Genomic DNA, 26,694 nt, shown 5'->3' on the forward strand with positions numbered 1-26,694 from the left:
TGATGAATTTGTTAAAAGGTTCTATCTGTTATTGTAAAACAGGTTCCGGAGTAGTATTAGCTGGTTTTCCTGATACTTTCTCATGCAGCGCCTGAAACACGATAAACAAAACAGGTATAAAAAACAGTCCCAGAACAACGCCGCCGATCATTCCTCCGGCCGCACCAATACTGATGGAGTGATTGCCCATTGCAGATGGTCCTGTTGCTCTCATCATTGGCGCAATACCGGCAACAAATGCAATCGACGTCATAATAATTGGACGTATTCTCAGTTTGGCAGCTTCCAGTGCGGATTCTACCAGTGAGTGTCCGGCATTTCTTCGTTGAGATGCAAATTCCACTATCAGAATTGCGTTTTTAGCGAGTAATCCGATCAACATGATCAAAGCAACCTGAATGTAAATATTGTTATCGATCCCTGCCAGACGTATTGCCACGAATACTCCGATAATACCCGTAGGTACTGAAAGAACGACGGCCAGAGGAAGGATGTAACTGTTGTATTGAGCACATAACAGGAAATATACAAACACAAGCGATAATGCAAATATTAACACAGATTGCCCACCGGATAAAATTTCCTCTCTTGTCATTCCGGAAAATTCAAAAGAATAACCTGTAGGTAATTCCTTTTCTGCGACTTCCCTAATAGCCTGAATTGCATCGCCTGTACTGTAACCCGGTTTGGGTACCGCATTAACTCCGATGGAGTTGTAAAGATTGTATCTGGTTATGACTTCAGGACCAAATACCCTTTTCAGACTTACTATAGTGTTAACGGGTACCATGCTTCCCGTTTTGTTTTTGACATAAATTTCATTCATTGAAGCAAGATCGGCGCGTTCTTCTTTTTCCGCCTGAATCATCACCCGATAATATTTACCGAACCGGTTGAAATCCGATACCTGAGCACTTCCAAAATATGCCTGCATACTGCTTAAGACATCTTTTTCATCAATACCGAGCTGTTCGATTTTTTCATGATCCAATATCATCTCTAACTGTGGGTAATCCGCACGAAATGTCGTAAAAGCCACTGCGATTTCAGGTCTTTTCATCAGTTCTGCAATAAAACGATTTGCAATACCTCCAAATTTATCAAGTTTTCCACCTGCCTTATCTTCAAGAACTATATCCAGTGCATCTACATTGCTGAATCCCGGTACTGTCGGAAATGAAAAGACAAAACATTGCGCACCTTTGATCGTATTCATACGTTTCTGAAGTTCTGCAATATTTGCGGATACGTCGTTCATATCACCGCGTTCTCCGTCTTTCTTCATCCTGAAAAATGCAACACCCGAAGATGGACTTGTAGAACTTGTCAATATGTTAAATCCCGCTACCTGATTGAAAGCGAACTTTGCCGGCATATCTCTAACTTTGTCAGCAGCTTCATCAAGAATTGCCTGCGTTCTCTTCATCGATGAACCTGGAGGAAGATTAACCGAGATGGCAATAAAGCCCAAATCCTCGGAAGGAATAAATCCTGTGGGAGTTTTTCGTATTAATATTCCTGTTACAAGCATGATTGCCACAAGTGCTTCGAGGCTTATCCATTTAAATTTTATCATTTTCTTTACGCTCCCAACATATCTTGAGGTTACGTTTTCAAAACCTTTGTTAAATGCGAAGAAAAATCTTTGTTTGAAATTTTTTGGCTTTTCGTGGTGGTCATGATTCACATCTTTCAAAAGCAAAGCGCACAAAGCGGGACTCAAGGTCAATGCATTTACAGCCGAAATAGAAATAGCGATTGCCAGAGTAAAGGCAAATTGGCGATAAAAGACCCCGGCTGAACCGTTCATAAATCCAACAGGTAGAAAAACCGCAGCCATAACCAGAGTAATGGAGATGATTGCGCCGGTTATTTCATGCATAGCGGACATGGTAGCTTTTCTCGGTGTAATGTTTTTATGTTCCAGTTTTGAATGAACAGCTTCCACCACGACGATTGCATCATCCACCACGATTCCGATAGCAAGAACAAGTGCAAATAAGGTTAGAAGATTTATTGAAAATCCGAAAATCGACATGAAAAAGAATGTTCCGATAATTGCTACGGGTACAGCAATGGCGGGAATCAATGTGGATCTGAAATCCTGTAAGAATATATAAACAACAATAAATACAAGGATGAAGGCTTCCAGTAAAGTTTGTTGAACCTGTTCAATGGATTGATCCAACATATCTTTGGTGTTGTACAGAATTTGCTGCTTGATTCCAGGAGGGAAATCTTTCTCAGCTTTTTTCAGATATTCACCTACTTTGGTTTGTATTTCCCTTGAATTTGACCCCGGTAATTGAACTACCTCAAACAAAATACTTTGTTTGTCATGTACTGTGTTCAAAGAATTGTAAGTATAACTTCCCAATTCAACTTTGGCAACATCTCTCAATTTCAAGATAGTTCCATCTGAGTTAGATCTAATGATCATGTTTCCATATTCTTCAGGTTTGGTATATTTTCCTGAATACTTAAGAACATACTCAAAAGATCGGTTACTTGATTGTCCTAATCTTCCTGGCGCCGCCTCTTGGTTCTTACTTTTGACAGCTGCCATGACCTCGTTAGGAGTAATACTATATGCGGTCATCTGTGCCGGATTTAGCCAAATACGCATGGAGTAATCTTTATTGCTTCCTAAAAATCTTACCTGTCCAACTCCTTGTATACGTTTTATCTCCGGAATTACGTTTATTTGAGCATAATTTGTTAAATATGTTGCATCATATAGTTTTGGATTTTCACTCATTAGATTGATTGCCATGACCAGTGAGTTTTGAACTTTTTGCGTGGTTATACCTGCCTGAACCACTTCGGTCGGCAACAATCCTGTTGCAGATGAAACACGATTTTGAACATTCACCGCAGCCTGATCGGGGTCTGTACCTAATTTAAAATAGACTGATATTGTGAGTGTTCCGTCATTGCTGGATGTCGAACTCATGTAAGTCATGTTTTCAACTCCATTGATTGATTCTTCGAGAGCGGGTGCAACAGCACGAACCATTGTTTCGGCATTGGCGCCGGGATAGTTTGCGGAAACCTGAACGACAGGAGGTGCAATGTCCGGAAATTGTTGAATGGGAAGATCCATGAGACCTACGGCTCCCAAAATGACCAGCATGATGGAAACTACTGTTGCAATAACCGGTTTGTCTATAAAAACTTTTAACATAATCTTTAGTTGATATTTATTTTAGCTATTTTTTCTGTTGACTTTTCAGGTTTCACCACAATGCCTTCTTTTAGAGACTCCATACCTTTTAACACGAGTTGATCACCTGCTTTCAGTCCTTCAGAGATATAGTAGGTTGTGTCCGATGTTCCTGATATGGTTAAGGCGACCTGTCGGACTTTATTATTTCGATCGACCACAAAAGCGAATAGTTTATCCTGCATTTCAAAAGTCGCGGATTGTGGAATTCCGATAACGTTCGATTGTTGCAGTCCCAATTTTATTCGTCCTGAATTTCCGGAACGCAGTAAACCTTGCTCATTGGGAAATGTTGCACGTAAGGTTATTGCTCCCGTTGTTTTGTCGAAAACAGCATCGACCATATCCAGTTTGCCAGCCTGAGGATATACTTGTCCTCCTGAAAGAATGATGCTGACAGCAGGAGCATTTTTTATTTTCTCTGCAATTGATGCCCCTTGGAGTCCGTCCTTAAAGGTTACAAAATCTGATTCAGATATGGAAAAATAGGCGTGAATTTCCCTGTTATCAGATAAGTATGACAGTGGCTGAACATCAGAAGGGGAGATGATACTGCCGGTTTTCTTAAACAATCTCCCGACGAAACCGCTTACCGGAGCTTTGACGGTAGCGAAACCCAATGTTATTTTGGCATTGCCTGCTTTGGCTTTTGCCTGTTTGAGTCTTGCCATTGAGGCTTGATAGGAGGCTTGAGCAGTCTTTAACTGATAGGGTGAAACAACTTTGTTCTGAACCAAAGGTGTAAGTTTATCAACTTCCAACTTTGCTGTCATGAGATCTGCCTTTGCAACAAGCAACTCGCCTTCAGCAAAATTGGAATCTTCTGTGAAAGGTCTGTGATCAATTTGAAACAGAGGTGTCCCTTTTTTTACGTAAGATCCCTCCGTGATATAGATTTTTTCGAGAATTCCGGATACTTGAGCTCGTAATTCAACATCAGTTTGTCCCTCCATTTTGGCAGGATATTCCAGATAGACCATTGCATTGCCGGGATTAACGGTTGCGACCGGAACCGAAGGTATATTTGCTGACTCTGTTTTGTCATCACCGGATTTACAGCCTATTAATACAGTGTAGGCGAACAAGCCATATATTACAGTTTTTTTCATGAAATTATTTATTAGAATATTTGAAATTGTATAAATTTTTGATAATTGAAATCTGATTCATAATCGACATTTGTAATTTGTTATTTTTGAGGTATGTATTATTTTTTTTTGGCGGTGGTTTGAATGACATATTGATTGTTTTAAATTTTAATTCGAATTAAAAATACTAATTAGTATGTTTTTATCGCAAAAAAAAATCTTTATATTGGAGTATTAATTTTTAGATCTAAGAAAATGTTTGGGAGTGAAGAAATCTTGTGCATAATTATAAATTTAATCTAATGAATCTATATAAATTTTAAACTCTTTAAGAAATGTATAATAGTATCTCTTTCCTAATATCTTTCCCATATTTCTTACGCCATGATATTGAGTCAGAATATGAATTGCAATCTTTTTTGCATCATGATCCAAACTCAACTGACCGGCCGTTTGAGATCTTGTTATCTCGTCTTCAATTGCCTTTCGCCATTTATTTAATGACTTTAAAAGAGCCTTGCGAAATGCATCCGACAGCGGTGCCATTTCCTGAATTAGATTAACGGTGGGACATCCATTTACGGCATTCATAAAAGGATGTTCTAATAATAAACTATGCATCATCTGATACATGTTTTTCTTAAAGTCCGTTCCTTTGGAAAGCGATTTTTCTATGAAAGGTAATATCTCATTGTTTAAGGCTTCACTGATAAGTGCCATACCCATTTCATTTTTGTTACGAAAATGATAATAGAAAGCGCCTTTGGTAACTTGAGTTTTTTCCAAGATCTCATCGATGCTTGTTGCTTGATACCCCTGCCTGTAGGTGAGCATCAAAGCACTCTGTAAAATATTAGATCTCGTGATTTCTGCTCTTGTCATAAAACATACTGATTAGTATGTTGCAAAGATATATACCTTTGTTTGGATACGCAAACAAAAGTGGGCAAAAAATTATGACGTTAGCCTTTTATGTTTAATGATAACTTAAAGATTCTTGCACTATAGCCAATCTAGGATGTTTCAATAAATTAAATACGCTGAAATATTTTTATGGATGATATCGCTGCAAATTGAAAACACCCGAATAAAATGAATTACTTTTTAAATATTATTTAAAAATTTCTAAATTTCGATATCTAATTGAGGTATGATTTCAGCTGCTTCTTTCATTTTCTGATCAACGATTTTAGCATAAATTGCAGTGGTTCTGATCTCTCTATGACCAAGTCTTTTAGAAACAGTATATATATCCGCTCCGTTCTCCAATAGCAATACAGCATTGGTATGTCTAGCACTGTGAAAAGTGATATGTTTAGATATTTCTGCTCTATTGCACCATCGGACGATTTCATTATTGAATCCAACACCATATTTTAACCCTTTAAAAACTCGTTCCTGTGGTGACTTTCTCTCACCTAACAATTGCCTTGCCTGTTTAGCTATGTAGAGATATTCAACTCCGTCCGTCTTCTTTTGACGAAAGTTGATTCTACTCACACCATCTTCATCACGAATTTCAGACCATAACAGCATATTAATGTCAGACCATCTCAAGCCGGTAAGACAAGAAAAAATAAAGGCTTTTTTCAACACTTCATATTTACACGAAGTGTTTGCAAGAGTTTGGAGCTCGGTATGAGTAAGATACTCGCGCTGACTTTCTGCTTGTTCAAATGATTTTATTTTTGCTGAATAATTAATAGATAAATATCCTTCATCAAATGCACTTCTTAAACATGCCTTGAATTTATTGAAATAAGAATATTTGGAATTAAGAGATAAAGGTAGATCGCTTTTAGTTTTGGCTTCATTATCGATATAATTCTTTACTTTTTTAATAAAGTTTTCATCAATTTCTTCAAAAAGTAAATTTTGAGGAATTATCTTTTTTAGATGTACTAGGGTAGAAGTCCAGTTCCCATAATTATTCACAGAATTTACTTTTTCTTGTGTTTTTTCAGAAAAGTAATCCAGAAACTTTTTCTTGTCTTTAGCAGCATCCCTAATTTTAAATTTACCTTGAACAAATTCAGCTTTCCGAATTGCTAAAATATTTTCTGCCAGTTTTTGGTTTTCTTTATTCTCTTTTTTTTCGACGGGAGTCTTAGGGTTTTGATGAAGGTATATTTTTAAATATTCAAAGTCTCTTATATGAAGCCGTTTTCCATTATCATCAATATTTGAACCTTTGTAATATTCTACATAAAGACTTAATCTTCCGTCACTCAATTTTCTCTGTTTTAGCGTAATTAACATATCGGTTTATTTAGTTTTGTACACCTTTGTACACCTTGACTCTTTTGAGGTGTACAAAGGTGTACATATGGTGTACAAATATAGAAAATAAAGCTTAATAAGAAAAAACAAAATTTACGTAAATTACTGTAAATCAAGTAAAAGAATAAATAGGAAAGTAAAAGAAAGTGTATTTATTTGCCGATACAAAACTTAGAAAAAATATTTCCCAAAACCTCATCATTCGTTACTTCGCCTGAAATTTCACCAAGATGTTCCAAAGCATTTCTTAGTTCATAAGCTAAAAGTTCTGTTGAAATTTGGAAAGTAATCGCTTCCTTCACTTTGTTTACGGCGTCTAAGGATTTTCCTAAGGCTTCAAAGTGTCGTTGGTTAGTGATTACCACATTACTTTCTTCCGATTTTAGCTGCTCTACATAAGATGATAATTCATTTTTTAAATCTTGCATATTTTGATTTTCAACAGCCGAAATGGTGATGAAATCGAAATCTTGCGAAATTTCTTTTCTGAAAATATTTTCCACCAGCTCATATTGGGCAGGAGAAACTTCATCTATTTTCGTGGCGCAGATGATGAGTTTTAAATCATCTCTTTGTAATGATTTTATCATTTCGATGTCTTCAGAAAAGTTTTCTGTTGCAGCATCGGCCAGGTAAACCAGAATATTTGCGTTTTCTACTTTCTCTTTTGCTTTTTTTACACCGATAGCTTCGATTTCATCAACTGTTTCACGCAGACCGGCAGTGTCAATTAATCTGAATGCATGACCTTTTATGTGAAGAATTTCTTCAATGGTATCTCTCGTTGTTCCGGCAATGTTGCTTACAATTGCTCTTTCCTCTTTCAATAAAGCGTTCAGAAGAGTTGATTTCCCGGCGTTTGGTTTTCCGATAATGGCAACGGCAGTTCCGTTTTTAATGGCATTTCCGTATTGAAAGCTTTCAATAAGAGAATTTAATTTTGCTTCAATTTTATCAAGTAATTGATTCAGGGCAGTCCTGTCTGCAAATTCAACGTCTTCTTCAGCAAAATCGAGTTCCAATTCAATTAAAGAAACAAAATTTAATAAATCGGTTCTTAAAAACGAAATTTCGTTGGTAATTCCGCCTTTTAGCTGGTTTAATGCTACTTTTCTTGATGCCTCATTTTCTGAAGCAATCAAATCGGCAATCGATTCAGCCTGACTTAGATCAATTCTTCCGTTCATAAAAGCACGCATGGTAAATTCACCGGCTTTAGCAATTCTTGCCCCATTTTTAATGAGAACTTCAAGAATTTTCTTAGCAATATGTGGCGAACCGTGAAATGAAATTTCTACAGAATCTTCTGCGGTAAAAGTTTTTGGAGCTTTAAAAACAGAGATCATCACTTCATCAATTACCTCATCACCATCTTTTATAAAACCGTAATGAACAGTGTGCGATTGTGCTTTTTCAAGGTTTTTACCGTCAAAAATTTTTGCTGAAACAGGAATTGCATCATCACCCGAAATTCTGATAATTCCGATGGCTCCGATTCCGTTGGCTGTGGCAAGTGCGCAGATAGTGTCATGATTCATTTTGCAAATTTACGGTTTTATATGAAAATTTTTAATTCTAATCTGAAAACAGATTTTTTGCCTCAATTATTTAAGCTTCCGGCCTAATGAATACACTTTTTCAATCCACTTTTGACGTTGCTCTTCTTTTGAGTTTTTAATGATTCCAATATAAGTAACCTTCACAGGCTTTACACCGCAAAATTCTAAAGTAGATTTTTTGAGTTGATTGATACTCGGTCTTCCATAAAACATTCTGTAATACCAGCCTGGTTGATCTATTGTTGTGATGATATGTGCAGTTTTGCCTGTTAAAAATTTATCCCACCAAACCGAGTTTTCACGATATTTAAATGCGAAACCGGGAAGAAAAAGACGGTCGATAAAACCTTTTGTAATGGAAGGAAGTCCGCCCCACCAAACCGGATGTACCCAAACCAGATGATCTGCCCATTGTATAATTTCCCATGCTTTCAGTAGATCAGGTTCCAAATCCATTCTTTTTTGGTAGCCAAACTGGAGATTAGGATTAAAATCAAGATCTCGGATAATAATTTCCTTTATTTCGGCTCCCGAATTTTCGACTCCTTTTTTATAAGCTTCAGCTAAAGCGAAATTGAACGATTCATGATTTGGGTGTCCGTTGATTAATGCAATTTTTTTCATGATGTATTGTATTTGAATACCTTTATTCTTTGTTACAAAACTATACATGATGCATATCAATGAATAGGACAAATGTCTAAAAAGAAATTTCTTTCCTGATACGGCTCAGATGTCTTTGGGTAATGCCTAGATAAGATGCTAAATGTTGCAAGGGAATTTGCTGAATATAATTCGGTTGATTTTCAATTAAAAAATCATATCTCTGTGCGGCGGTGTCCCGTTGAAGCTGGAAAAAACGTTTTTCAAGTTCCAGATATTCCTGTTCGGCAATCATTCTGAGAAATTCACTCCATTTAGAATTTTCAGAGGCAAGTTCCTGAATTTTTTCTTTCTTAATAACCAATAGAGTAGCATCTGAAATGGCCTGCATGTTTTCTATGCTTGGTTTGTCTGAAATAAATGAAGAATAAGAAGCCATCAAATCATTGGGGAATCTAAAACAATACGTATTGTCTTTTCCCTCATCTGAAGTATAAAAAGATCTGAATATTCCTGAGTGTATAAAAGCAATTTCTTTACATTTCTCACCTTCTTTTACAAAAAAATCATTTTGTGATAATTTTATTTCACTAAAAAGAGTCGAAAGATGCTCTATTTCATTTTTTGAAAACAGATTAAAATTGTGAAAAAACTGCTGAATCATTTTGTAAATAAATTTGTTTTTAGTCGTAACAAAATTACTTAAATATTTTACAGTAAAATAAAAACATCACCCCTATTAAATAGAGATGACGTTAAAGGATATTAGTTTTTATATATAAATGTGATTGGTTTTGCTTTCCTTTTGCCTGCACAAAAATAGAGGATAAGAATTAATTGTTTTTCAGGATTTACCTCATAAAAAAAACCGTAAAAATACGGTTGTGTAAAACAAAATCATCCTGCAAAATCTGTTGCAGGATGACTATTTATATTAATTAAAAAATATTAAATCTTATATTAACAATTAACAATTAAAATATTATTAATAACCTTAAATTGGGCTTACAAGTGATAAAAACCAATCTTTTACTTCACCTTCCAAATGAGGAGCCAATTTTTCTTCACATGTTTTATGATAAGCATTAAGCCAAGTGATTTCTTCCTCAGAAAGAATTTCTTTTACGATGGTATCTTTAAAGAACGGGCAGAACGTTAAAGTTTCAAACTCATAAAAAGTCCCGGATCCTGTGGTTTCTGATTCTTTTATGGCAATAAGATTTTCATGACGGATTCCGTATTCTCCTTCCACATAATATCCAGGTTCGTTTGAAACAACCATCCCAACCAAAAGTTCCTGCGGATTCATATCTTTTCTGATATTTTGCGGACCTTCATGTACATTCATAAAGCTTCCAACTCCGTGGCCTGTTCCGTGATTGTAGTCTTTTCCATGCATCCACAAAGGAAGTCTTGCGATCGCATCAAGCTGAACTCCTCTTGTTCCTTTTGGAAACTTCACCATCGATAAACGAATCATTCCTTGTAAAACTAAAGTAGAATTGGTTTTAAATTCTTCAGAAACAGCTCCTAAAGCTAAAGTTCTTGTAATATCTGTTGTTCCTTCTAAATATTGACCTCCCGAATCAACTAAAATACTTGCGTCATTGGTTACTTCCTTACTGCCTTCGCTTTTTGCGGAATAGTGCATCATGGCACCGTTGTCTTTATACCCAACGATACTTCCGAAACTTTCACCCACAAAATTTTCTCCTGCAGCACGGAATTCTCTCAGCTTTTTACCAATAGAATATTCGTTCATGGTTTCTTTTCCGGCATTATGCGTTAACCAGTAAAGGAATTTTACCATCGCAACACCATCTCTTACCATTACTTTTCTGAAACCTTCAAGCTCAGTTTCATTTTTCTGAGCCTTCATAATATTTCCGGGAACAGCAGCTTTCACAAATTCATTATCAATTTTTAAAGCTTCAAAAATAGATTGGTTGCTGTTTGGTGAAACTAAAACTTTTTCATTTTTGATGGTTCTTAAATGATTGTTGAATTCTTCGTACGGCATCATTTTTACGAATGATTCATCCATTTGTTTTCTGGCTTCAACCTCCATTTTTTCAAGGTCGGTAAACAGAATTGCATCATTTTTAGTGATTAAAATATATCCTAAAAACACAGGATTGCTTTCTACATCACTTCCTCTTAAGTTCAACGTCCAGGCAACATCATCAAGACTTGAAATCACATGAACGGTAACTTCCTGCTCTTCCATTTTTTGACGAATTGCAGAGATTTTATCTGTCACAGATTTTCCGGCTCTGTCTAATGGATGCACGAAAATCGGGTTTTTTGAAGGAGTTCCTCTTTCTTTCCAAACTGCTTTTAATAAAGGAGAATCAACCAGGGTTAAATTTCTGGCGTTCAGTTTCTGGTATAAAAGTTCCCAGTTTGAATGTGAAGTTGCCAATGCATTGACTGCCACTTTTCCGTTTGCAGGAATTTCAGATATAATCCAGTCAATATAATTTGGCGTTCCTTCCATTCCGTCTTTGAAAAGATCTATTCCTGAGCCTGCCAATTCGATTGGAGCCTGTGTGAAATATCTTCCGTCGGTCCAAAGTCCGGCTTTATCTTTAGTAATTACCACAAAACCTGCGGAACCAAGAAAACCCGAAAGCCAGGCTCTTTCCTGCCATTCTTCAGGTAAATATTCGCTCATGTGAGGATCTGCAGAATATACTATAAATGCATCAACATTATTTTTTTGCATTTCTTCACGAAGCGCAGCTACTTTTTCCTTTGAAGTCATTTTTCTATCAATTTTAAAGACGTGAAGTTACGAAAAAATGCAGTTTTGAAGCGTTTTAATCAAAAATATTCTTGATTGTTGACTATAATTTAAAATCATATTTAATGAATGTTTTTAATGAGTTACGGGAAAAACAACAGTATTCAGGTACCACATCAAACTCAAATCATAAAAAAATTAACTTTTTGGAAAGATTATTGCAGTATCGGCAACATGGGAACGCAAAACTATAATAACCACAGAAAATTTTATCCGCCGCATCACTTCATTTATTTGCCATTGTTGTTGATAGCTGAAATTTTTGGAATTTATAAAATATTTAATGAATCAGTGAATCAACTGGCATGGATACTTTTTTCGGTTCTTATATTTTTAATTCTCTATTTAGCTTTAATGGTGCGTCAACATTATGCATTGGGACTACAAAACCGCATCGTGAGACTGGAATTTAAGCAAAGATATTTTGAACTGTTCAACACAAGATCAGATGAAGTTGAAGAAAAACTGAATTTCGGACAGATCGCTGCTTTAAGATTTGCTTATGATGAAGAATTTAAAGAACTTTTATATAAAGCTTTAAACGAAAAAATGTCAGGTGATCAGATCAAAAAGTCAATTAAAAAATGGCGAGCAGATCACCATCGGATTTAAAATAATTAACCTAAATTATATTACTATGAAAAAGTGGACTTTATACAGCATGGCTATTTTTAGCTTGATGCTTCTTACAAGCTGCGAGGCAGTAGAAACAATCTTTAAAGCAGGAATGTGGTGGGGGATAATTCTGGTTGTCGGAGTCGTTGCACTTCTGTTATGGCTTTTTTCGCGGGGTAGAAACTCTTAACCAACTTTTATGGAACAATCAGACTTAGATATTATTTCTCATCTTAAGCCATCGAAGATTGTAAAAATTATGAAAGATCCGGTAGCTTCTGCAAAGGCGGTGAATCTTATTTACACCACAGACGCAGAAACTGCCGGAATTATTCGTAGAAAAAGAGGCAAAAAATACCTTTACTTTAAAGATGGTGAAAAAATTAAAGACAAAGAAGAGATTACGCGTATTAATAGTTTAGTCATTCCTCCGGCTTGGGAGAATGTCTGGATATGCGCTTTAGATAACGGTCATCTTCAGGCAACAGGATTTGATGCAAGAAAAAGAAAGCAATACAGATATCATGCACTTTGGAGTGCTTTGCGAAATCAGACCAAATTTTACAGAATGCTGCAGTTTGGGTATGCTTTACCGGAAATTCGACTGCAACTTGAAAAAGACCTTGCTTTAAGAAATTTTGAAAAGCGAAAAATTATGGCTTTGATTGTCAGTTTAATGCAGCGTACCAATATCAGAATTGGTAATAGCATTTACGAAAAGCTATATGGTTCTTTCGGATTGACCACATTGAAGGGAAAACATGTAAAGGTAAATGGGCAGAAAATCAATTTTTCATTTAAAGGTAAAAAAGGAGTAATGCATAACGTCAATCTTAAAAGCAAAAGATTGGCAAAATTAATTATGAAATGCAAAGAAATTCCCGGAAAGGAGCTGTTTCAGTATATTGATGACGACGGAAAAAGACATTCTGTAGATTCGGGAATGGTAAATGATTACATCAAAGAAATCAGCGGCGAAGATTTTACAGCCAAAGATTTCAGAACCTGGTCGGGAACGGTAAATGCCTTAATTGCATTTAAAGAAATAGGCTATGCCGAAAATAATTCTCAATATAAAAAGAAAGTGAAAGCTGCATTAGATATTGTTGCTGAGCATCTTGGAAATACAAATACAGTTTGTCGGAAATACTATGTACACCCACTAGTAATAAATTTATACGAAAATAATACCATCAAAAAATACCTTGATGAGCTAGAGGTTATCGAAGAAAATGACGGAAAAGCTGGCTTAACTCACGAGGAAAAATTAATTTTAAAAATTCTGGAGAACGAAAAGATGTGAGAAAGTGAATTGTGAAAGAACAATTCGCTTTTCCTTGTCTATTTCTTTTGCTAAAATTTTAGCTTGAATCATTTAAAATCCACACTTCACTTGCAAAGAAAAATTCACCTTTGACAATTATTCAAAATAAATTTTAAATGTTGTAAATTTGTAACAAAGCAAAAATTAAACAATACAACTCATATGTCAAAAGCAATTTCGCAAGTACCATTTGCAGTAAATGAGCCGGTAACTTCGTATGTACCGGGATCAGCAGAAGTAAAATCTCTTCTTGCAACTTACAAAAAAATGTGGGCAGAAAAGATAGAAATCCCAATGATCATCAATGGTAAAGAAGTGAAAACAGGCGATACTGTTCAGCTTCAGTCTCCGCAGGATCACGCTCACGATTTCGGTTTTTATCATAAAGGAACGATGCAGCATGTAGATGATGCCATCAACTCTGCTTTAGCAGCAAAAAAACAGTGGAATGAGCTAGGATGGGAGCACCGTGCAGCGATTTTCTTAAAAGCAGCTGATCTTTTGGCAGGACCTTATAGAGACGTTATTAATGCAGCGACAATGATCGGGCAGTCTAAAAATGTTCATCAGACTGAAATTGATGCAGCTTGTGAATTCATCGATTTCTTAAGATTCAACGTAGAATTTATGACAGAAATGTATTCTGAGCAGCCGGTTTCTGACGCAGGAATCTGGAACAGAGTAGAGTACAGACCATTGGAAGGATTCTGTTTTGCAGTAACGCCTTTCAACTTTACAGCAATTTCAGGAAACTTGCCGACTTGCATGGCAATGCTTGGAAACGTAGTGGTTTGGAAGCCTTCTGACAAGCAAATCTATTCTGCAAAAGTAATTATGGATGTTTTGATCGAAGCGGGTCTTCCTGCAGGGGTTATTAACATGATTTTCACGGACGGAAAAGAAACTGCTGATAAAGTTTTGGCGCACAGAGATTTTGCAGGACTTCACTTTACAGGATCTACAAAAGTTTTCCAGGGAATGTGGAAAATGATCGGTGACAATATTCATAACTACAGAACATATCCAAGAATCGTTGGGGAAACAGGTGGAAAAGATTTTGTAATCGCTCACCCTTCAGCAAACGTAGAAGCTGTTGCAACGGCTTTGGTAAGAGGTTCTTTCGAATATCAGGGACAAAAATGTTCTGCGGCTTCAAGAGCTTATATTCCTCAATCTCTTTGGGCTGATGTGAAAAAAGTAATGGAAACTCAGATCGCTTCAATTAAAGTAGGTTCTCCTGAAGATCCTTCAAACTTTGTGAATGCGGTAATCGATAAAAATTCATTCGAAAAGTGCAAAGGTTATATCGACAGAGCAGGAATTTCAAGCGTTGCCAATGTAGTAATTGGTGGTAAAACTGATGATTCTAAAGGCTGGTTTGTACATCCAACAGTTATAGAAACTACAGATCCTCAATACGAAAGTATGGTTGAAGAGATTTTCGGACCGATCTTATCTGTTTTTGTTTACGAAGATAAAGACTGGGCAGAAACTTTAAAGGTGGTTGATTCTTCTTCTCCTTATTCATTGACGGGTTCTGTGTTTGCACAAGATCGTTACGCTGTAAACGAGGCTTTCAAAGCGTTAGAAAATGCTTCAGGAAACTTCTACATCAATGATAAACCAACCGGTGCAGTTGTGGGTCAGCAACCTTTCGGTGGAGGTAGAGCTTCAGGAACAAATGATAAAGCGGGTTCTAAAATGAACTTGCTAAGATGGACATCTGTAAGATCTATTAAAGAAACTTTTGTTTCTCCTAAAGATTATAAATACCCATATCTTGGTTAATAAATGATAAGTAATGGGCAATGAGTAATTGTTGTTCATTAATAATATAGCCTCGGAATTTCGATTTCGGGGCTTTTTTATTTTAAGGCATCAGAATGTATTAGATAAAAACAAAAAAAGTGATTCAAACGAATCACTTTTAATTTTGAATAATATGTAAATAAATTTTACCAGTCTCTTTTTTTCAGAATCAAATAAGATCCGAAAATAAATAAAACACACCAAATCAGGCAAGCAATAAGGCTTTCTGTCGGGTAAGTAAACTCATATTTTAAACCAAGTGCTTTTGCCATATTTAGCCTCAACATCGGATTAGGAATTAAATTGGACATACTTTCCAGAGGGAAAATTTTGCTGAAGAAAAAGTCATTTTGCAATACTTCATTTCTTTGAGCCGCTTTTAGGCCTGCTAATTTAGAATAAGATTCGATTCCTCCGATAATAGATTCTCCTACCCAAATTACAAAGAACGCAAGGAAAACAAAAACAGATTTTCTTAGTAGAATTGATAAAAACATTAAGAAACAAAAGAATGCGAAAAGCTTTAAGAAGTAATTTCCAATAAAAAACATCTCCTTGTAAACCAATGATGATTCTGTGGAGGTTGAGTACTGTAAGCCTAAAAACAAAGTAATAGCAAATACAATAATTGTTGAAATTAAAGTAAAAATAGTGATCGTCAATAATTTTGAACCAATAAATTCTTCTCTGCTCAACCCATCAATCGTATTCTGCTTAAACATTCTGTTGCTGAATTCCTGACAGATCGAAAAGACGATAATTAGCCCTAAAAATATTTTAAGTAAAGCGACAGTCCAGGTCGTAAAATTCCATATTTCAGGAAAGTTATACATCCCTTGTTCTTTCAAATTGATGGTGTCACCAAAAAGTTTAAGATCAATCAAACCAATGCAAAGAAAGATCACCAAAATAGCAAAGTAAAGAATGGTAAAAACCTTGAACGGTGTATAATTCAGATTTTTATAATATTCTAATTTTAATAATTTCATCATGATTAATTAGTGTTTTTTACAAGTTCAAGGAATTGATTTTCAAGCGATTGTTTTTTCTTAGCCAAATGTGACAGGAAAATACCTTTTTCTGCAAGTTTCTGGTTTAATGTTGATGCAGAAATCGATGCATCATCACGCACCTGTGCTTTAATAAGTTCACCTTCTGCCGAAACTGAAGTAAACCACTGAAGTTCTTCCAAAGCACTCAAAAGAGCAGAATTATTATCAGCTTTTAATTCAAAAAAACCTTGGTTACTGGTTATTTCATCTACTCGTCCGGAATAAATGGCGTTTCCTTCTTTTAAAACAATTACATGACTGCAGATCTTTTCGATTTCATCTAAAAGGTGACTTGCAATAATGATGGTAATTCCTTGTTTTGCGATTGCTCCGATAATTTCTCTGATCTGAATAATTCCTTCAGGATCTAAGCCGTTGGTCGGTTCATCTAAGATCAAGACCTCAGGATTGTTGAGCAAAGCCGAAGCAATTGCCAAACGTTGCTTCATGCCTAAAGAAAAGGTTTTAAATGTATCTTTTTTTCTTTCTAAAAGCTTAACTGTATTTAAAACTTCATCAATTCTCGCAAAAGGAGTTCCTTTAATTTCCGCAACAATTTTCAGGTTGGTTTCCGCACTTAGATAAGGATAGAAGTTGGGTTGCTCGATAATAGCTCCGATTTTTTTAAGCGTTTCGGGAGTTGTTCCTTTTTGCCCAAACCAAAACCAGTCGCCGCTTGTAGGATTGATAGTTGAAAGAAGCATCCCGAAGGTAGTAGATTTTCCGCTTCCGTTAGGACCTAAAAGGCCGTAAACATTACCTCTTTCTACATCAAAAGAAATATTGTTGACTACGACTCTCTTGAATTTTTTCGTCAGATTCTTTACTGATAAAATTTTTTCCATGTAGTATATTGTATGTACTATGAGTTTCTCTTTTTTGTGAAATGTTACAAATGGAGTGAACTTTTTAGTTATGAATTATGAATTATGAATTATGAATTATGAATTATGAATTATGAATTAACTTTGCCTAACTCCTAACTCCTAACTCCTAACTTTGTTACCGCTTTCAAAAAAATCATTAAATTTGATTTAAAAGATGTTTGTATGAAGTTAATTGAACTTGCAAAAGAATTAAATGTTTCCGCAGAATCCATCAAGCAGTTTATTCAGGATTTTGATCTTGATCTGGTTGATTGTATTTCGACCCAGTTTGAAGTAAAAGAAGATTTTGAAAAATTTGCCCGTGAAAATGTAGATTTTTTGAAACTATATGAAACAGATTTAGACAAAAATAAAACCGTCGACCAAATTGCAGAAACTATCAATCAGCCTAAAGATAAAATTGAAAAAGCCATTGAAGAAAATCCTTCAAATATTTTTGATAACGGATTGTTTAGATCTTCGATTTCAAGTTATGGGATTGATCAAAAGTTAGGTGGAAATTACAAATTCGTTTATAATTATTTTGGAAATAAAACCAAGCTTCAGCAAAGAGATTTCATCGGTTACAGAGATCTTTTCTTTTATATTTCAGATATTTTGGAGCCGTTTTTAAATCCTCAGCAAACCAAAGACTGGGGAATTCATAAACCTGCAGGAATTATTTTGTACGGACCTCCCGGAAGCGGAAAGATATTTTGGGCCAATAAAATTGCCGAAATCATTAATTATAAGTTTAAAGAAGTTAAAAAACATTATCTCGGCACCTCATTCATTGACGGAAATCAAACCAATTTCAATGATTTTTTGGTGACGATGATGAAAGAAGATAAAGTGTTGCTTTTTTTGGATGATTTTGACGAAATTATGATGGAAAGAAATGCTGAAAATAATGTGGCTTCGTGCAATCTCGAAACCCAGGAGATTATTCTGCATCACGTTTCAAAATTTGAAAGTGAAGGAGTGTTGATGGTCGGTTCTGCCAATTCCGTTGCAGACATTGACGAAGAAATTCTGGCACCCGGAAGATTTGATGTTGTTATTCCTGTTTTCCCGCCGAATGCTGCCGAAAGATCAGAGATTATTCTCTATTCAATGACCAAAAATCTGGATAAAGATTCTCTGCTTTTCAAAATTCTAAAAAACAACAAAGCAGATAAAATTCCTTTCTGGAGCGAAACTGTTAAGAAAATGAAGGTTTTCAGTAATACCATGCTGATCGATTTTACTCAAAGTTTAAAAAAGAGGATTAAAAACCGCTACCAAAGAACGAAAGACGAAAAGCTGAAAATTGATGAAACCCTTCTGAACGGTGCTTTGCGTGATGCTGCAGCAAAATTAACTGAAGAATACCTTAACCAAATTGCTCAGTTTTTAAATGATGTCATTATCAATAACCTTGATGATTTTCAAATGAGAATTCATGCGCTAAAATCTGAACTGGAAACGTATCAATCTGTAGAAACTCCGAGAAGAGAAATCGGTTTTATGCATAATGACGAAGATAATGTTTAATGTAAGTGTTGTAACGATTTAGTTTTAGTAATACTTACGAGCAATACCAAAACTCATGATTTTATCCGTAAATTTGCTATTCAAATTTTTTAGTTTTGATTAATAACGACCAGATAAAAGAAATTCAATCCAGAATTGAAGACCTTCATAAATATCTTCAGATTGATAAAAAGAAGATAGAGATTTCTAATGATGACGAAAAAACAGCAGCTCCGGAATTTTGGGATAATCCTAAAACAGCTGAGGTTTTTCTGAAGCAGCTTCGTTCCAAGAAAAAATGGGTAGAAGAGTACGAAGAAATCAATACTCAGTTTGAGGATCTTCAGGTTTTACTGGAGTTTGCGAAAGAAGATGCTGATTCTGAAAAAGAATTGGATGAAGCTTTTCCTCAATTATTAGAGAAAATAGAGAATCTGGAGTTTAAAAATATGCTTTCTAACGAAGGTGACGAGCTTTCGGCAGTACTTCAAATAACGGCAGGAGCAGGTGGAACAGAAAGTTGTGACTGGGCTGCAATGTTGATGAGGATGTATAATATGTGGGCTGAAAAACAGGGCTATAAAATAAAAGAACTGAACTTCCAGGAAGGTGAAGTTGCCGGTGTGAAAACTGTAACCTTGGAAATCGACGGCGAATATGCCTTTGGTTATCTTAAAGGTGAAAATGGCGTTCACAGACTGGTAAGGATTTCTCCTTTTGATTCTAATGCAAAACGTCATACCAGCTTTGTTTCGGTGTATGTTTATCCTTTGGTAGATGATACGATTGAAATCAACATCAATCCGGCAGACATTTCATTTGAAACGATGCGAAGTTCGGGAGCGGGTGGACAAAACGTAAACAAGGTAGAAACGGCTGTTCGTCTTCGTCACGCACCAACAGGAATTATCATTGAAAACTCAGAATCTCGTTCTCAGCTTCAGAATAAAGAAAAAGCGATGCAGCTTTTGAAATCCAGATTATATGAAATGGAATTGGAGGAACGTCTGAAAGCCCGTACCGAAATTGAAGCCAACAAAATGAAAATAGAGTGGGGAAGTCAGATCCGAAATTATGTGATGCACCCTTACAAACTGGTAAAGGATGTGCGGTCTGGTCATGAGACATCAGATGTAGATGCCGTGATGAACGGAAATCTTACGCCTTTCCTTAAAGCGTTTCTGATGGCTGACGGAACGGCAGTTTCAGACGATGATTTTGATCTATAAAAAATCATGTTTACATTTTTGTTAAAATATGCTAATATATTTTCAGCATAATTTTATTAAGCTTATTTTTGTTCATCATCATTACATATGGAAGAATTCAATAGCTGGAGAGATTTATTAAACCCCGAGTTTTATATAAACATGGGTGGGTTTTGGGTTATATTATTTATAATATTTGCCGAAACAGGATTGTTTGTAGGGTTTTTCCTTCCGGGAGATTCACTGCTATTTGTTTCCGGAATTTATGCGGTAGACATTATTTCTCAAACATTCGGTTCTACGGGAAGTGACTTTTTAGATACCACAATCTTGGCGGGTGCTGTAGCTTTTGCGGCGATTGTAGGTAATCAGGTAGGGTATTGGTTTGGAAGCAAAACCGGTCCGGCTCTATACAAGAAAAAAGATACGATGCTTTTCAAGAAAAAATACCTTTATCAGGCACACGATTTTTTTGAAAAAAACGGAGCTTTAGCAATTATTATGGCTAGATTTTTACCCGTGGTAAGAACTTTTATGCCCATCGTAGCAGGAATCGTAAAGATGGACAAAAAATCTTTCCTTCGTGATAATATTATAGGGGGTGTTCTTTGGTCTTTCAGTTTAATTTTTGCTGGACATTACTTAGACAAATTATTCCTTGATCAATTCGGAATCAATCTGAAAGAAAAACTAGAGTTTATTATTATTGTAATTGTTTTAATTACGACTGTTCCTGTGGTTCTGAAATTTATGTTTGGAGCGCCAAAAGGAAACCCGAAACTGGAAGACGAAGTTTTGGATGATTTGATTGACAAAGAAAAATAATCAATTTAAAATATAGAAAATAACCTGCAACAAATTGCAGGTTATTTTTTTGCTTCTAAAAAACGTACTATAATTTTTTAGTGTAAAGATTCTATAGATTGGGCAGATTTTATTACAAATTATCTACGAAATCTGCATAACCAGCGAGAGAAAAGAAAGATTTTACCAAGCTTAAGTTATTCAGAAAGTTTGCAAAACAATTGATAACTCAGGTTTTTCATATTTTGTCACCTTTTGAATTTCTACTTTTCTAATCATTTCTTTTGATTTTTTTGCGGTTAAATATTTTTGTCAAGTATCAAAAAGAAAGGCTTAAATGCTTAAAAAAAGAATTTAATTTTAATTCCTAATCCATTCCAGAATATTGGGATAAATAATGCTGTCTCTTTTTTTCTTATTGAAAAATCTTGGAGCATGACCAGTTTTATCCATAAACACCAATTTATGCGGAATATTCATTTTCGTTAATGCTGAATCTAAAGCTAAACCTTGCTTCTGGTTCACCAGAAAATCCTGATTTCCCTGAAATAAAAGCGTCGGAACATTCGTGACATTGGCTACTGGACTTGCTTTTTGGAAATCTTCAGATAAATTTTTACGGTCAAATTTACTTCCTACCATTTTCTGCACTGTTCCCGAGGTATATTTTGAATAAAATGACTGCAAATATTCTTGCGAATAAAAATCTGTCGGCCCACTGAGTGAAATAATCTTCTTTATTTTATCAGGATTTTGATAGCCGTAAAGCAATGCTAAATGTCCGCCCGCACTTTCGCCCAATATGATATAATTGTTCGGAAGAAGTTCTGCTTTTTCTGAAAGTGCATTGAATTTTTCGATCACAGAATTGATGTCTTCCAACTGATCTTTGTACGTAAAATGTTTTGAAACCAAGCGATAATTCATATTAATACTCGGAATATTATTTTCAAAAAGCATCTTCTGAATTTGTATCATGTGCTCCTTTCTTCCATATTTCCAAGCGCCACCGTGAACAATTAAAATAACTGGAGAATTTTGCGGATAATCTGCGGGAAGAAAGACGTCCATTTTCTGGCGTTTGTGTTCACCATAATTAAGATTGTAGATTTTCTGACTGTCTTTTCCCATCCAAACTTTAAACTTAGAATTAGTGCATGAATTTAATACCAAACCAATCAATCCTAAAACAAAAAAATGGTAATTGAGAATCAGCTTTTTCATAGAGTAAAGGTAAGGAGAATTTGATTTTTATTATGACAAACAAAGATGATTTTATTCTTAAAAACTATAGAACTCATAAATGCCACCAGAACCTTTTTTACATTCTCGGAAAAACTCTTTTGGAATACCGTTTTTAAAATTAATTTTTGATGAAACTTTTTGATCACAATCATTATTTTTATTTTCAAATATCAATATTCCATTTTTTAATTTTTTAGGTAAATCTGAAATCATTGTTACACTATATTCTCCGATATATTGATTCAGATTATTAAAAATTAAGATCTTATTAGTCGCTCTCCTTGACAATCCCCAAAGCCATACAGAGGTCATAATTTTATAAGTTTTTCCTTTTTTAGTTTTTACATTTCCTAAATATGTTAAGTGGGTCTCCATTCCGCCTTTTCCATTCCATTTTCCATAGACATAGTTTTTACCAATGTTTGATTTTTGCAAAGTTTTTAATCGGATGTTGCCATCATTTATCTGAGCAAATACTACTTGCGAGAAAATAGTAAGGAGGAAAGCTAAATATATTTTCATTGAAGTAAAATTAAATAAAACGCCTTAATTTAAATGAATAATTATTAAGATTATAAGCCATTAAAAACCAATAAAAATCTATATTTTTGTAAGACTTAACACTTATTAAAAAAATATTAAAATACTATGGCGTCTGGTTTTTTTGCGATTTTAGATGATATCGCTGCTTTGATGGATGATGTTGCTGTAACAAGTAAAATTGCAACCCAAAAAACAGCAGGTATCTTGGGCGACGATCTGGCGGTAAACGCAGAAAAAGCCACAGGTTTTCTTTCTTCAAGAGAAATACCTGTATTGATGAAGATTATGAAAGGCTCATTTGTCAATAAGCTGATTATTGTTCCTTTTGTTTTCCTTCTTGAGTGGCTGTATTCACCTGCAATTAAAATTATCTTAATCATTGGTGGATTTTATCTGGCTTACGAAGGTGTCGAAAAAATTGTTGAATTTTTATTTCACAGAGATAAAAAAGGACATGAAGTAATCGAAGAAGCACAGGAAGTTGAACAAGACGGTGAGGCGGTAGAAAAAGCTAAAGTAAAATCTGCAGTTACCACTGATTTTATTTTATCTCTTGAGATCGTTATTATCGCATTAGCTGCAGCAAAAGATGGCTATATAGCGCTTAAATCTCAGTTTAATCCTTTCCTTGTAGAAATAGTTACTGTTTCTGTGGTTTCCATTATTGCAACGGTAGGTGTTTACGGAATTGTAGCATTAATCGTAAGAATGGATGATGCAGGTTTCAAATTAATTAAAAAAAGTAACGATAAAGGTTTTTTTGGTAAATTGGGACACCTTCTCGTGAAAGCACTTCCTTTTGTGATAAAAGCTTTGGGAATTATCGGAACTATTGCGTTGATTTTGGTAGCAGGTGGAATTTTTGATCACAATATTGATTATCTTCATCATTCACTCCCAACATGGCATGAGACACTAAAACAAGTATTATTTGGTATCGTTGGAGGATTAATTGCTTTGTTTTTAATAACCGGTGGAAAGAAAATTTATGCATTAGCGACTAAAAAATAATTGTTAGATCTTAATAAAAAAATCCTGCTTCAATATTTTTTGAGCAGGATTTTTCTTTTTAATAGATGCGCTTAAAATTTTATTTCCGTAAGCCATTTTTCGATTTCTGCGAAACTTTGTGCTGCATTTTCTACCCAAGGAAAATGACCTGCTTTTTCGATCAATACTAATTTAGAATTGGGTAATGTTTGGTGAAGCTGTTCTGCAAATTCAGGTAAATTATTGGTGTCTGCTATACCGTTGAGAATTAAAGTTCTTGTTTTGATATCTGAGAATTTTTTCTGTTTAGTATAATAATACTTCAATTCTTTTTCAATCTTCGGTAACTGACCGTTAACGGGTTTTCTTCTACCAGCTTTTGAAATTTCTTTTATAATCGGAATTACTTTTTCTGAAGATTCTTCATCATAACACCACCATTTCAAAGGAGATTCAGATAAATCTCTTCCGTCCGGAGCTTTTTCGGTTTTATGCGTGTACATATAATCCCAGTCTTTTACGACTTGTGAAAACCATTCAGATTCCTGTATTCTCTTGCTTTCGGATTCTTTTTTTCTATTGTAAATTTCTTCCGGGGATGCAACTAAAGAAGTTCCGGCCAAGATCATTCCTTCAACATGATTTGGATGTTGCAAACCGTAAAGCATGGCCACTGCGCTTTGATCGGAATGTGCAAAAAACCAAATCTTATCGATGTTGAGTTTTTTTCTTAATTCCTCAACTTCTACAACACTTTTCTCAAGACTATAATCTTCTACTTTCTTTGGTAAAGCAGATTTTCCGGTTCCGCGTGAATCATAATATACCATTGTAAATTGTTTCTCCAATGGCTGTAATGTTAATTCATACCCAATTTTTCCTGAATTAGGATGTCCCACAAACATCACAGGACCATTTCCTTTGATAGTGTAATTGATATTTATGCCATCAATTTTTTCTGTGTAATTTCCGTTTTTAAGATGTTGCGCATTTGACAGAAAGATGAAAATTGAATTTGTTAAAAATAATGCTTTTAGTTTTAAATTCATAGACAATCGTAAATGGTTAAAATACCTTTCAAATATATCTAATTATTTTACGTCAGCAATTGTCAAACCGTCAGGTCTTCCGCCAATATCTAACTTTTGAATAATCTCCATTGTTTTTAAATCAATTACAGTAACAGAATTATTAGGAGTGCAGGAAATGAATAGTCTATTTTTATCTTTATCCATCAACATTGCAGCGCCTTGTCCTGCATTGATTCTTTTGATCTCTTTTCTTGTTTTATAATCATAAAATAAAAGCTCACCCGTTTTTACACTGACAATACATGCATATTTTCCGTCGGGAGTAAATTTTAAACGGTGAAGTCCTAAGACTTTTGTGTCAATTTGTTGATCTACCTTTCTGGTTACTAGATTAATTACAGCAATGCTTCCGTCTGGTTTTACAGTCCATAATTCTTTTCCGTCTGATGAAACATCAAATCCTTCAGCACCTTTTCCTACAGGAATTAAAGACTGAACCCAATCCCAGCGAGGCTTTGCATTCGGAGGTAAAACTCCGGTAGGAGGAACAGTGGGTTGTAATAAAACATGATCAAAAATACTCACTGTTCCCGAATCAATATTTGTTGTGTAGAAATGTTCAGTATCCAATGTAACGTGCAAAAGATGGGTGGTATTCTGACCTGTTCCCATCGACCATTCTAAAAAATTTTCTTTTACATTATATCTTCCAACTGCTTTAGAACCCTGTGCAGTAAACCACAATTTATCATTTAGATAAGCTAAACCGTGCGATCCGTACAAAGGTCTTGTGTCTATGTTTTTGAAGGGTTTTAATGCTTTTAAATCGATGACGTTAATTTCATGTGCCGTTCCGTTGAGTGTATTGGCAACATATGCGAAAGCCCCGTTGGAAGAAGTTACAACTTCATGTGGATCGTCTCCAACTGGTATTTTAGTAATGATTTCTAAAGTTTCATAGTTGAGAACAACCATCTTTTTTTCAGTTTTCGATAAGGCTAAAATATATTTTTGGGCGAAAGATAACTGAGAAGCTAAAATTAAAAATAATACAGAAAGATTTTTCATAAATTTAAATGTAAAAAGAAATAAGACGAAATGCCTTAATAATAAGATTCTGTTTTCTGAGCTTGGTTAAATTCTTTTTTAAGAAATAATGATTTAAATATTTATTTTTGCAAAAATCTAGGTCTTCAGTAAATGTTTGATTCTAATTAATTATGGGTAGAAATTTATCAATTGATGTTTTAAAAATTATACTGGCATTTTTTGTTGTGTTTCTGCACATGAATTTTCTGAAAGAGACGTATCCTATTTTGAGCTATATTTTAGTAAACGGACTTTTCAGAATTGCAGTTCCCGTTTTTTTAGTTATCACCGGATTTTATTTCTTCCATATCGACAGCGCAAAAAAGCTTAAAAAATGGCTTTTCAGAACGTTTCTGCTGTATGCAATCTGGATGTTGATTTACGTTTCTTATTGGAAAGATAACGAACAGATTTGGCTCACCATTATCTTTGGATACCATCATTTATGGTATTTAATAGGAACCTTTTTCTCAGGATTAATTTTGTATTTTCTTAGAAACCAAAATTCACGTTGGCTGCTTGTCTTGGCAATTTTTTTATTCTTGTTCGGCTATGTCGTTCAGGTTTTAGGAAATTTACATTATTTAAATACTGAATCAGATTCACTTTTGAATGATTATCTGCTTTACCGTAATTTCCTTTTTGTCTGCTTCCCGTTTTTAACGATTGGTTTTTTAATTAACAAGCACCGAATTGATATTTCAACATACAAAAACTCATCTTTGCTGGTTATTTTATCAATTTTAGGTGTTATTGCCGAAGCTTTTTTTAATTATAAATATATCAGCAGCGAAAGCACAGATATTTTATTTTCTTTGATTTTTGCGAGCCCATTGTTGTTTTTATACTGCCAGAAAATATACATTAAAACAACCTCGAAAGTTTTAGCCAGCCTTTCTACAGCAATATATGTTGTACATCCGCTGATCATGAAATCTGAATTTTATAAAGAAATTCAGTCGTTTAAAATCTTGATCTTTTTAGCAATTTTAATTCCTGTAAGTTTTGGCTTGGTTTATCTCAACAGAAAATTGAAATATTTGCTTTAAA

22 protein-coding genes are annotated in these 26,694 nt (G+C 34.8%); 8 read left to right on the plus strand and 14 right to left on the minus strand.

The features are described from left to right. Positions 1 to 28: 28 nt before the first annotated feature. The 8 genes from EG358_RS08615 to EG358_RS08650 form a co-directional block, all read right to left on the minus strand. Positions 29 to 3,184, minus strand: a complete 3,156-nt coding sequence (locus tag EG358_RS08615) for an efflux RND transporter permease subunit (RefSeq protein WP_076561675.1) — start codon at positions 3,182 to 3,184, stop codon at positions 29 to 31. Between the two features lie 5 nt (positions 3,185 to 3,189). Further along, complete coding sequence (locus EG358_RS08620; protein ID WP_228421423.1) at positions 3,190 to 4,308, minus strand: efflux RND transporter periplasmic adaptor subunit; 1,119 nt, start codon at positions 4,306 to 4,308, stop codon at positions 3,190 to 3,192. A 297-nt stretch (positions 4,309 to 4,605) separates the two neighbouring features. Then, the gene (locus EG358_RS08625) at positions 4,606 to 5,193 is read right to left on the minus strand and encodes a TetR/AcrR family transcriptional regulator (RefSeq protein ID WP_076561677.1); all 588 of its coding nucleotides are present in this window, start codon (positions 5,191 to 5,193) and stop codon (positions 4,606 to 4,608) included. Between the two features lie 243 nt (positions 5,194 to 5,436). Beyond that, the gene (locus EG358_RS08630) at positions 5,437 to 6,570 is read right to left on the minus strand and encodes a site-specific integrase (protein WP_076561678.1); all 1,134 of its coding nucleotides are present in this window, start codon (positions 6,568 to 6,570) and stop codon (positions 5,437 to 5,439) included. A gap of 173 nt (positions 6,571 to 6,743) precedes the next feature. After that, positions 6,744 to 8,129 (minus strand): tRNA uridine-5-carboxymethylaminomethyl(34) synthesis GTPase MnmE, encoded by a 1,386-nt coding sequence (gene mnmE, locus EG358_RS08635; RefSeq protein ID WP_076561679.1) that lies wholly within the window; start codon positions 8,127 to 8,129, stop codon positions 6,744 to 6,746. Between the two features lie 66 nt (positions 8,130 to 8,195). Continuing rightward, positions 8,196 to 8,774 (minus strand): NAD(P)H-dependent oxidoreductase, encoded by a 579-nt coding sequence (locus tag EG358_RS08640; RefSeq protein WP_076561680.1) that lies wholly within the window; start codon positions 8,772 to 8,774, stop codon positions 8,196 to 8,198. A gap of 76 nt (positions 8,775 to 8,850) precedes the next feature. Continuing rightward, positions 8,851 to 9,417, minus strand: coding sequence for a Crp/Fnr family transcriptional regulator (locus EG358_RS08645; protein ID WP_076561681.1), 567 nt, complete (start codon positions 9,415 to 9,417; stop codon positions 8,851 to 8,853). Between the two features lie 330 nt (positions 9,418 to 9,747). Then, on the minus strand, positions 9,748 to 11,517 hold the full coding sequence (locus tag EG358_RS08650; protein ID WP_076561682.1) for an aminopeptidase P family protein: 1,770 nt from the start codon (positions 11,515 to 11,517) through the stop codon (positions 9,748 to 9,750). Between the two features lie 108 nt (positions 11,518 to 11,625). Between EG358_RS08650 and EG358_RS08655 the strand changes: the two genes are divergently transcribed. The 3 genes from EG358_RS08655 (at position 11,626) to pruA (ending at position 15,283) form a co-directional block, all read left to right on the plus strand. Beyond that, the gene (locus EG358_RS08655; RefSeq protein WP_228421425.1) at positions 11,626 to 12,168 is read left to right on the plus strand and encodes a DUF6526 family protein; all 543 of its coding nucleotides are present in this window, start codon (positions 11,626 to 11,628) and stop codon (positions 12,166 to 12,168) included. A 202-nt stretch (positions 12,169 to 12,370) separates the two neighbouring features. After that, positions 12,371 to 13,474, plus strand: coding sequence for a DNA topoisomerase IB (locus EG358_RS08665; RefSeq protein ID WP_076561684.1), 1,104 nt, complete (start codon positions 12,371 to 12,373; stop codon positions 13,472 to 13,474). Positions 13,475 to 13,657: 183 nt separating this feature from the next. Next, on the plus strand, positions 13,658 to 15,283 hold the full coding sequence (gene pruA, locus EG358_RS08670) for an L-glutamate gamma-semialdehyde dehydrogenase (RefSeq protein WP_076561685.1): 1,626 nt from the start codon (positions 13,658 to 13,660) through the stop codon (positions 15,281 to 15,283). A 167-nt stretch (positions 15,284 to 15,450) separates the two neighbouring features. On the opposite strand, the gene EG358_RS08675 is transcribed toward pruA, so the two are convergent. Both EG358_RS08675 and EG358_RS08680 read right to left on the minus strand, forming a co-directional pair. After that, positions 15,451 to 16,296 (minus strand): ABC transporter permease, encoded by an 846-nt coding sequence (locus EG358_RS08675; RefSeq protein WP_076561686.1) that lies wholly within the window; start codon positions 16,294 to 16,296, stop codon positions 15,451 to 15,453. 2 nt (positions 16,297 to 16,298) lie between these two features. Further along, positions 16,299 to 17,201, minus strand: coding sequence for an ABC transporter ATP-binding protein (locus tag EG358_RS08680; protein ID WP_076561687.1), 903 nt, complete (start codon positions 17,199 to 17,201; stop codon positions 16,299 to 16,301). Positions 17,202 to 17,405: 204 nt separating this feature from the next. Between EG358_RS08680 and EG358_RS08685 the strand changes: the two genes are divergently transcribed. From EG358_RS08685 to EG358_RS08695, 3 genes are all read left to right on the plus strand, one after another. Then, positions 17,406 to 18,755, plus strand: a complete 1,350-nt coding sequence (locus EG358_RS08685; protein ID WP_076561688.1) for an AAA family ATPase — start codon at positions 17,406 to 17,408, stop codon at positions 18,753 to 18,755. Between the two features lie 95 nt (positions 18,756 to 18,850). Further along, complete coding sequence (prfB, locus tag EG358_RS08690) at positions 18,851 to 19,963, plus strand: peptide chain release factor 2 (protein ID WP_076561689.1); 1,113 nt, start codon at positions 18,851 to 18,853, stop codon at positions 19,961 to 19,963. 87 nt (positions 19,964 to 20,050) lie between these two features. Further along, the gene (locus EG358_RS08695; protein ID WP_076561690.1) at positions 20,051 to 20,767 is read left to right on the plus strand and encodes a DedA family protein; all 717 of its coding nucleotides are present in this window, start codon (positions 20,051 to 20,053) and stop codon (positions 20,765 to 20,767) included. 339 nt (positions 20,768 to 21,106) lie between these two features. Here the strand turns inward: EG358_RS08695 and EG358_RS08700 are convergent, their stop codons facing one another. After that, a complete protein-coding gene (locus EG358_RS08700) occupies positions 21,107 to 21,970 on the minus strand; it encodes an alpha/beta hydrolase (protein WP_076561691.1) in 864 nt (287 codons plus the stop codon). A 57-nt stretch (positions 21,971 to 22,027) separates the two neighbouring features. Further along, entirely contained in the window at positions 22,028 to 22,513 is a 486-nt protein-coding gene (locus EG358_RS08705) for a hypothetical protein (protein ID WP_076561692.1), read from the minus strand. Positions 22,514 to 22,639: 126 nt separating this feature from the next. Between EG358_RS08705 and EG358_RS08710 the strand changes: the two genes are divergently transcribed. Further along, positions 22,640 to 23,545, plus strand: a complete 906-nt coding sequence (locus tag EG358_RS08710) for a DUF808 family protein (protein ID WP_076561693.1) — start codon at positions 22,640 to 22,642, stop codon at positions 23,543 to 23,545. A gap of 71 nt (positions 23,546 to 23,616) precedes the next feature. Here the strand turns inward: EG358_RS08710 and EG358_RS08715 are convergent, their stop codons facing one another. Further along, complete coding sequence (locus EG358_RS08715; protein ID WP_076561694.1) at positions 23,617 to 24,573, minus strand: alpha/beta fold hydrolase; 957 nt, start codon at positions 24,571 to 24,573, stop codon at positions 23,617 to 23,619. Between the two features lie 42 nt (positions 24,574 to 24,615). Then, entirely contained in the window at positions 24,616 to 25,623 is a 1,008-nt protein-coding gene (locus tag EG358_RS08720) for a beta-propeller fold lactonase family protein (RefSeq protein WP_076561695.1), read from the minus strand. A 152-nt stretch (positions 25,624 to 25,775) separates the two neighbouring features. Here EG358_RS08720 and EG358_RS08725 point away from each other — a divergent pair, with 152 nt between their 5' ends. Next, on the plus strand, positions 25,776 to 26,693 hold the full coding sequence (locus tag EG358_RS08725; RefSeq protein WP_076561696.1) for an acyltransferase family protein: 918 nt from the start codon (positions 25,776 to 25,778) through the stop codon (positions 26,691 to 26,693). Position 26,694 lies beyond the last annotated feature (1 nt).

This window comes from Chryseobacterium indoltheticum, from assembly GCF_003815915.1.
Taxonomy (GTDB): domain Bacteria; phylum Bacteroidota; class Bacteroidia; order Flavobacteriales; family Weeksellaceae; genus Chryseobacterium; species Chryseobacterium indoltheticum.

Excerpts from the sequence above, each read along its gene's own strand:
- EG358_RS08615 (WP_076561675.1), bottom strand. The coding sequence starts at position 3,184 with ATGTTAAAAGTTTTTATAGACAAACCGGTTATTGCAACAGTAGTTTCC.
- EG358_RS08625 (WP_076561677.1), bottom strand. The coding sequence starts at position 5,193 with ATGACAAGAGCAGAAATCACGAGATCTAATATTTTACAGAGTGCTTTG.
- EG358_RS08630 (WP_076561678.1), bottom strand. The coding sequence starts at position 6,570 with ATGTTAATTACGCTAAAACAGAGAAAATTGAGTGACGGAAGATTAAGT.
- mnmE (WP_076561679.1), bottom strand. The coding sequence starts at position 8,129 with ATGAATCATGACACTATCTGCGCACTTGCCACAGCCAACGGAATCGGA.
- EG358_RS08640 (WP_076561680.1), bottom strand. The coding sequence starts at position 8,774 with ATGAAAAAAATTGCATTAATCAACGGACACCCAAATCATGAATCGTTC.
- EG358_RS08645 (WP_076561681.1), bottom strand. The coding sequence starts at position 9,417 with ATGATTCAGCAGTTTTTTCACAATTTTAATCTGTTTTCAAAAAATGAA.
- EG358_RS08650 (WP_076561682.1), bottom strand. The coding sequence starts at position 11,517 with ATGACTTCAAAGGAAAAAGTAGCTGCGCTTCGTGAAGAAATGCAAAAA.
- EG358_RS08655 (WP_228421425.1), top strand. The coding sequence starts at position 11,626 with ATGTTTTTAATGAGTTACGGGAAAAACAACAGTATTCAGGTACCACAT.
- EG358_RS08665 (WP_076561684.1), top strand. The coding sequence starts at position 12,371 with ATGGAACAATCAGACTTAGATATTATTTCTCATCTTAAGCCATCGAAG.
- pruA (WP_076561685.1), top strand. The coding sequence starts at position 13,658 with ATGTCAAAAGCAATTTCGCAAGTACCATTTGCAGTAAATGAGCCGGTA.
- EG358_RS08675 (WP_076561686.1), bottom strand. The coding sequence starts at position 16,296 with ATGATGAAATTATTAAAATTAGAATATTATAAAAATCTGAATTATACA.
- EG358_RS08680 (WP_076561687.1), bottom strand. The coding sequence starts at position 17,201 with ATGGAAAAAATTTTATCAGTAAAGAATCTGACGAAAAAATTCAAGAGA.
- EG358_RS08685 (WP_076561688.1), top strand. The coding sequence starts at position 17,406 with ATGAAGTTAATTGAACTTGCAAAAGAATTAAATGTTTCCGCAGAATCC.
- EG358_RS08695 (WP_076561690.1), top strand. The coding sequence starts at position 20,051 with ATGGAAGAATTCAATAGCTGGAGAGATTTATTAAACCCCGAGTTTTAT.
- EG358_RS08700 (WP_076561691.1), bottom strand. The coding sequence starts at position 21,970 with ATGAAAAAGCTGATTCTCAATTACCATTTTTTTGTTTTAGGATTGATT.
- EG358_RS08705 (WP_076561692.1), bottom strand. The coding sequence starts at position 22,513 with ATGAAAATATATTTAGCTTTCCTCCTTACTATTTTCTCGCAAGTAGTA.
- EG358_RS08710 (WP_076561693.1), top strand. The coding sequence starts at position 22,640 with ATGGCGTCTGGTTTTTTTGCGATTTTAGATGATATCGCTGCTTTGATG.
- EG358_RS08715 (WP_076561694.1), bottom strand. The coding sequence starts at position 24,573 with ATGAATTTAAAACTAAAAGCATTATTTTTAACAAATTCAATTTTCATC.
- EG358_RS08720 (WP_076561695.1), bottom strand. The coding sequence starts at position 25,623 with ATGAAAAATCTTTCTGTATTATTTTTAATTTTAGCTTCTCAGTTATCT.
- EG358_RS08725 (WP_076561696.1), top strand. The coding sequence starts at position 25,776 with ATGGGTAGAAATTTATCAATTGATGTTTTAAAAATTATACTGGCATTT.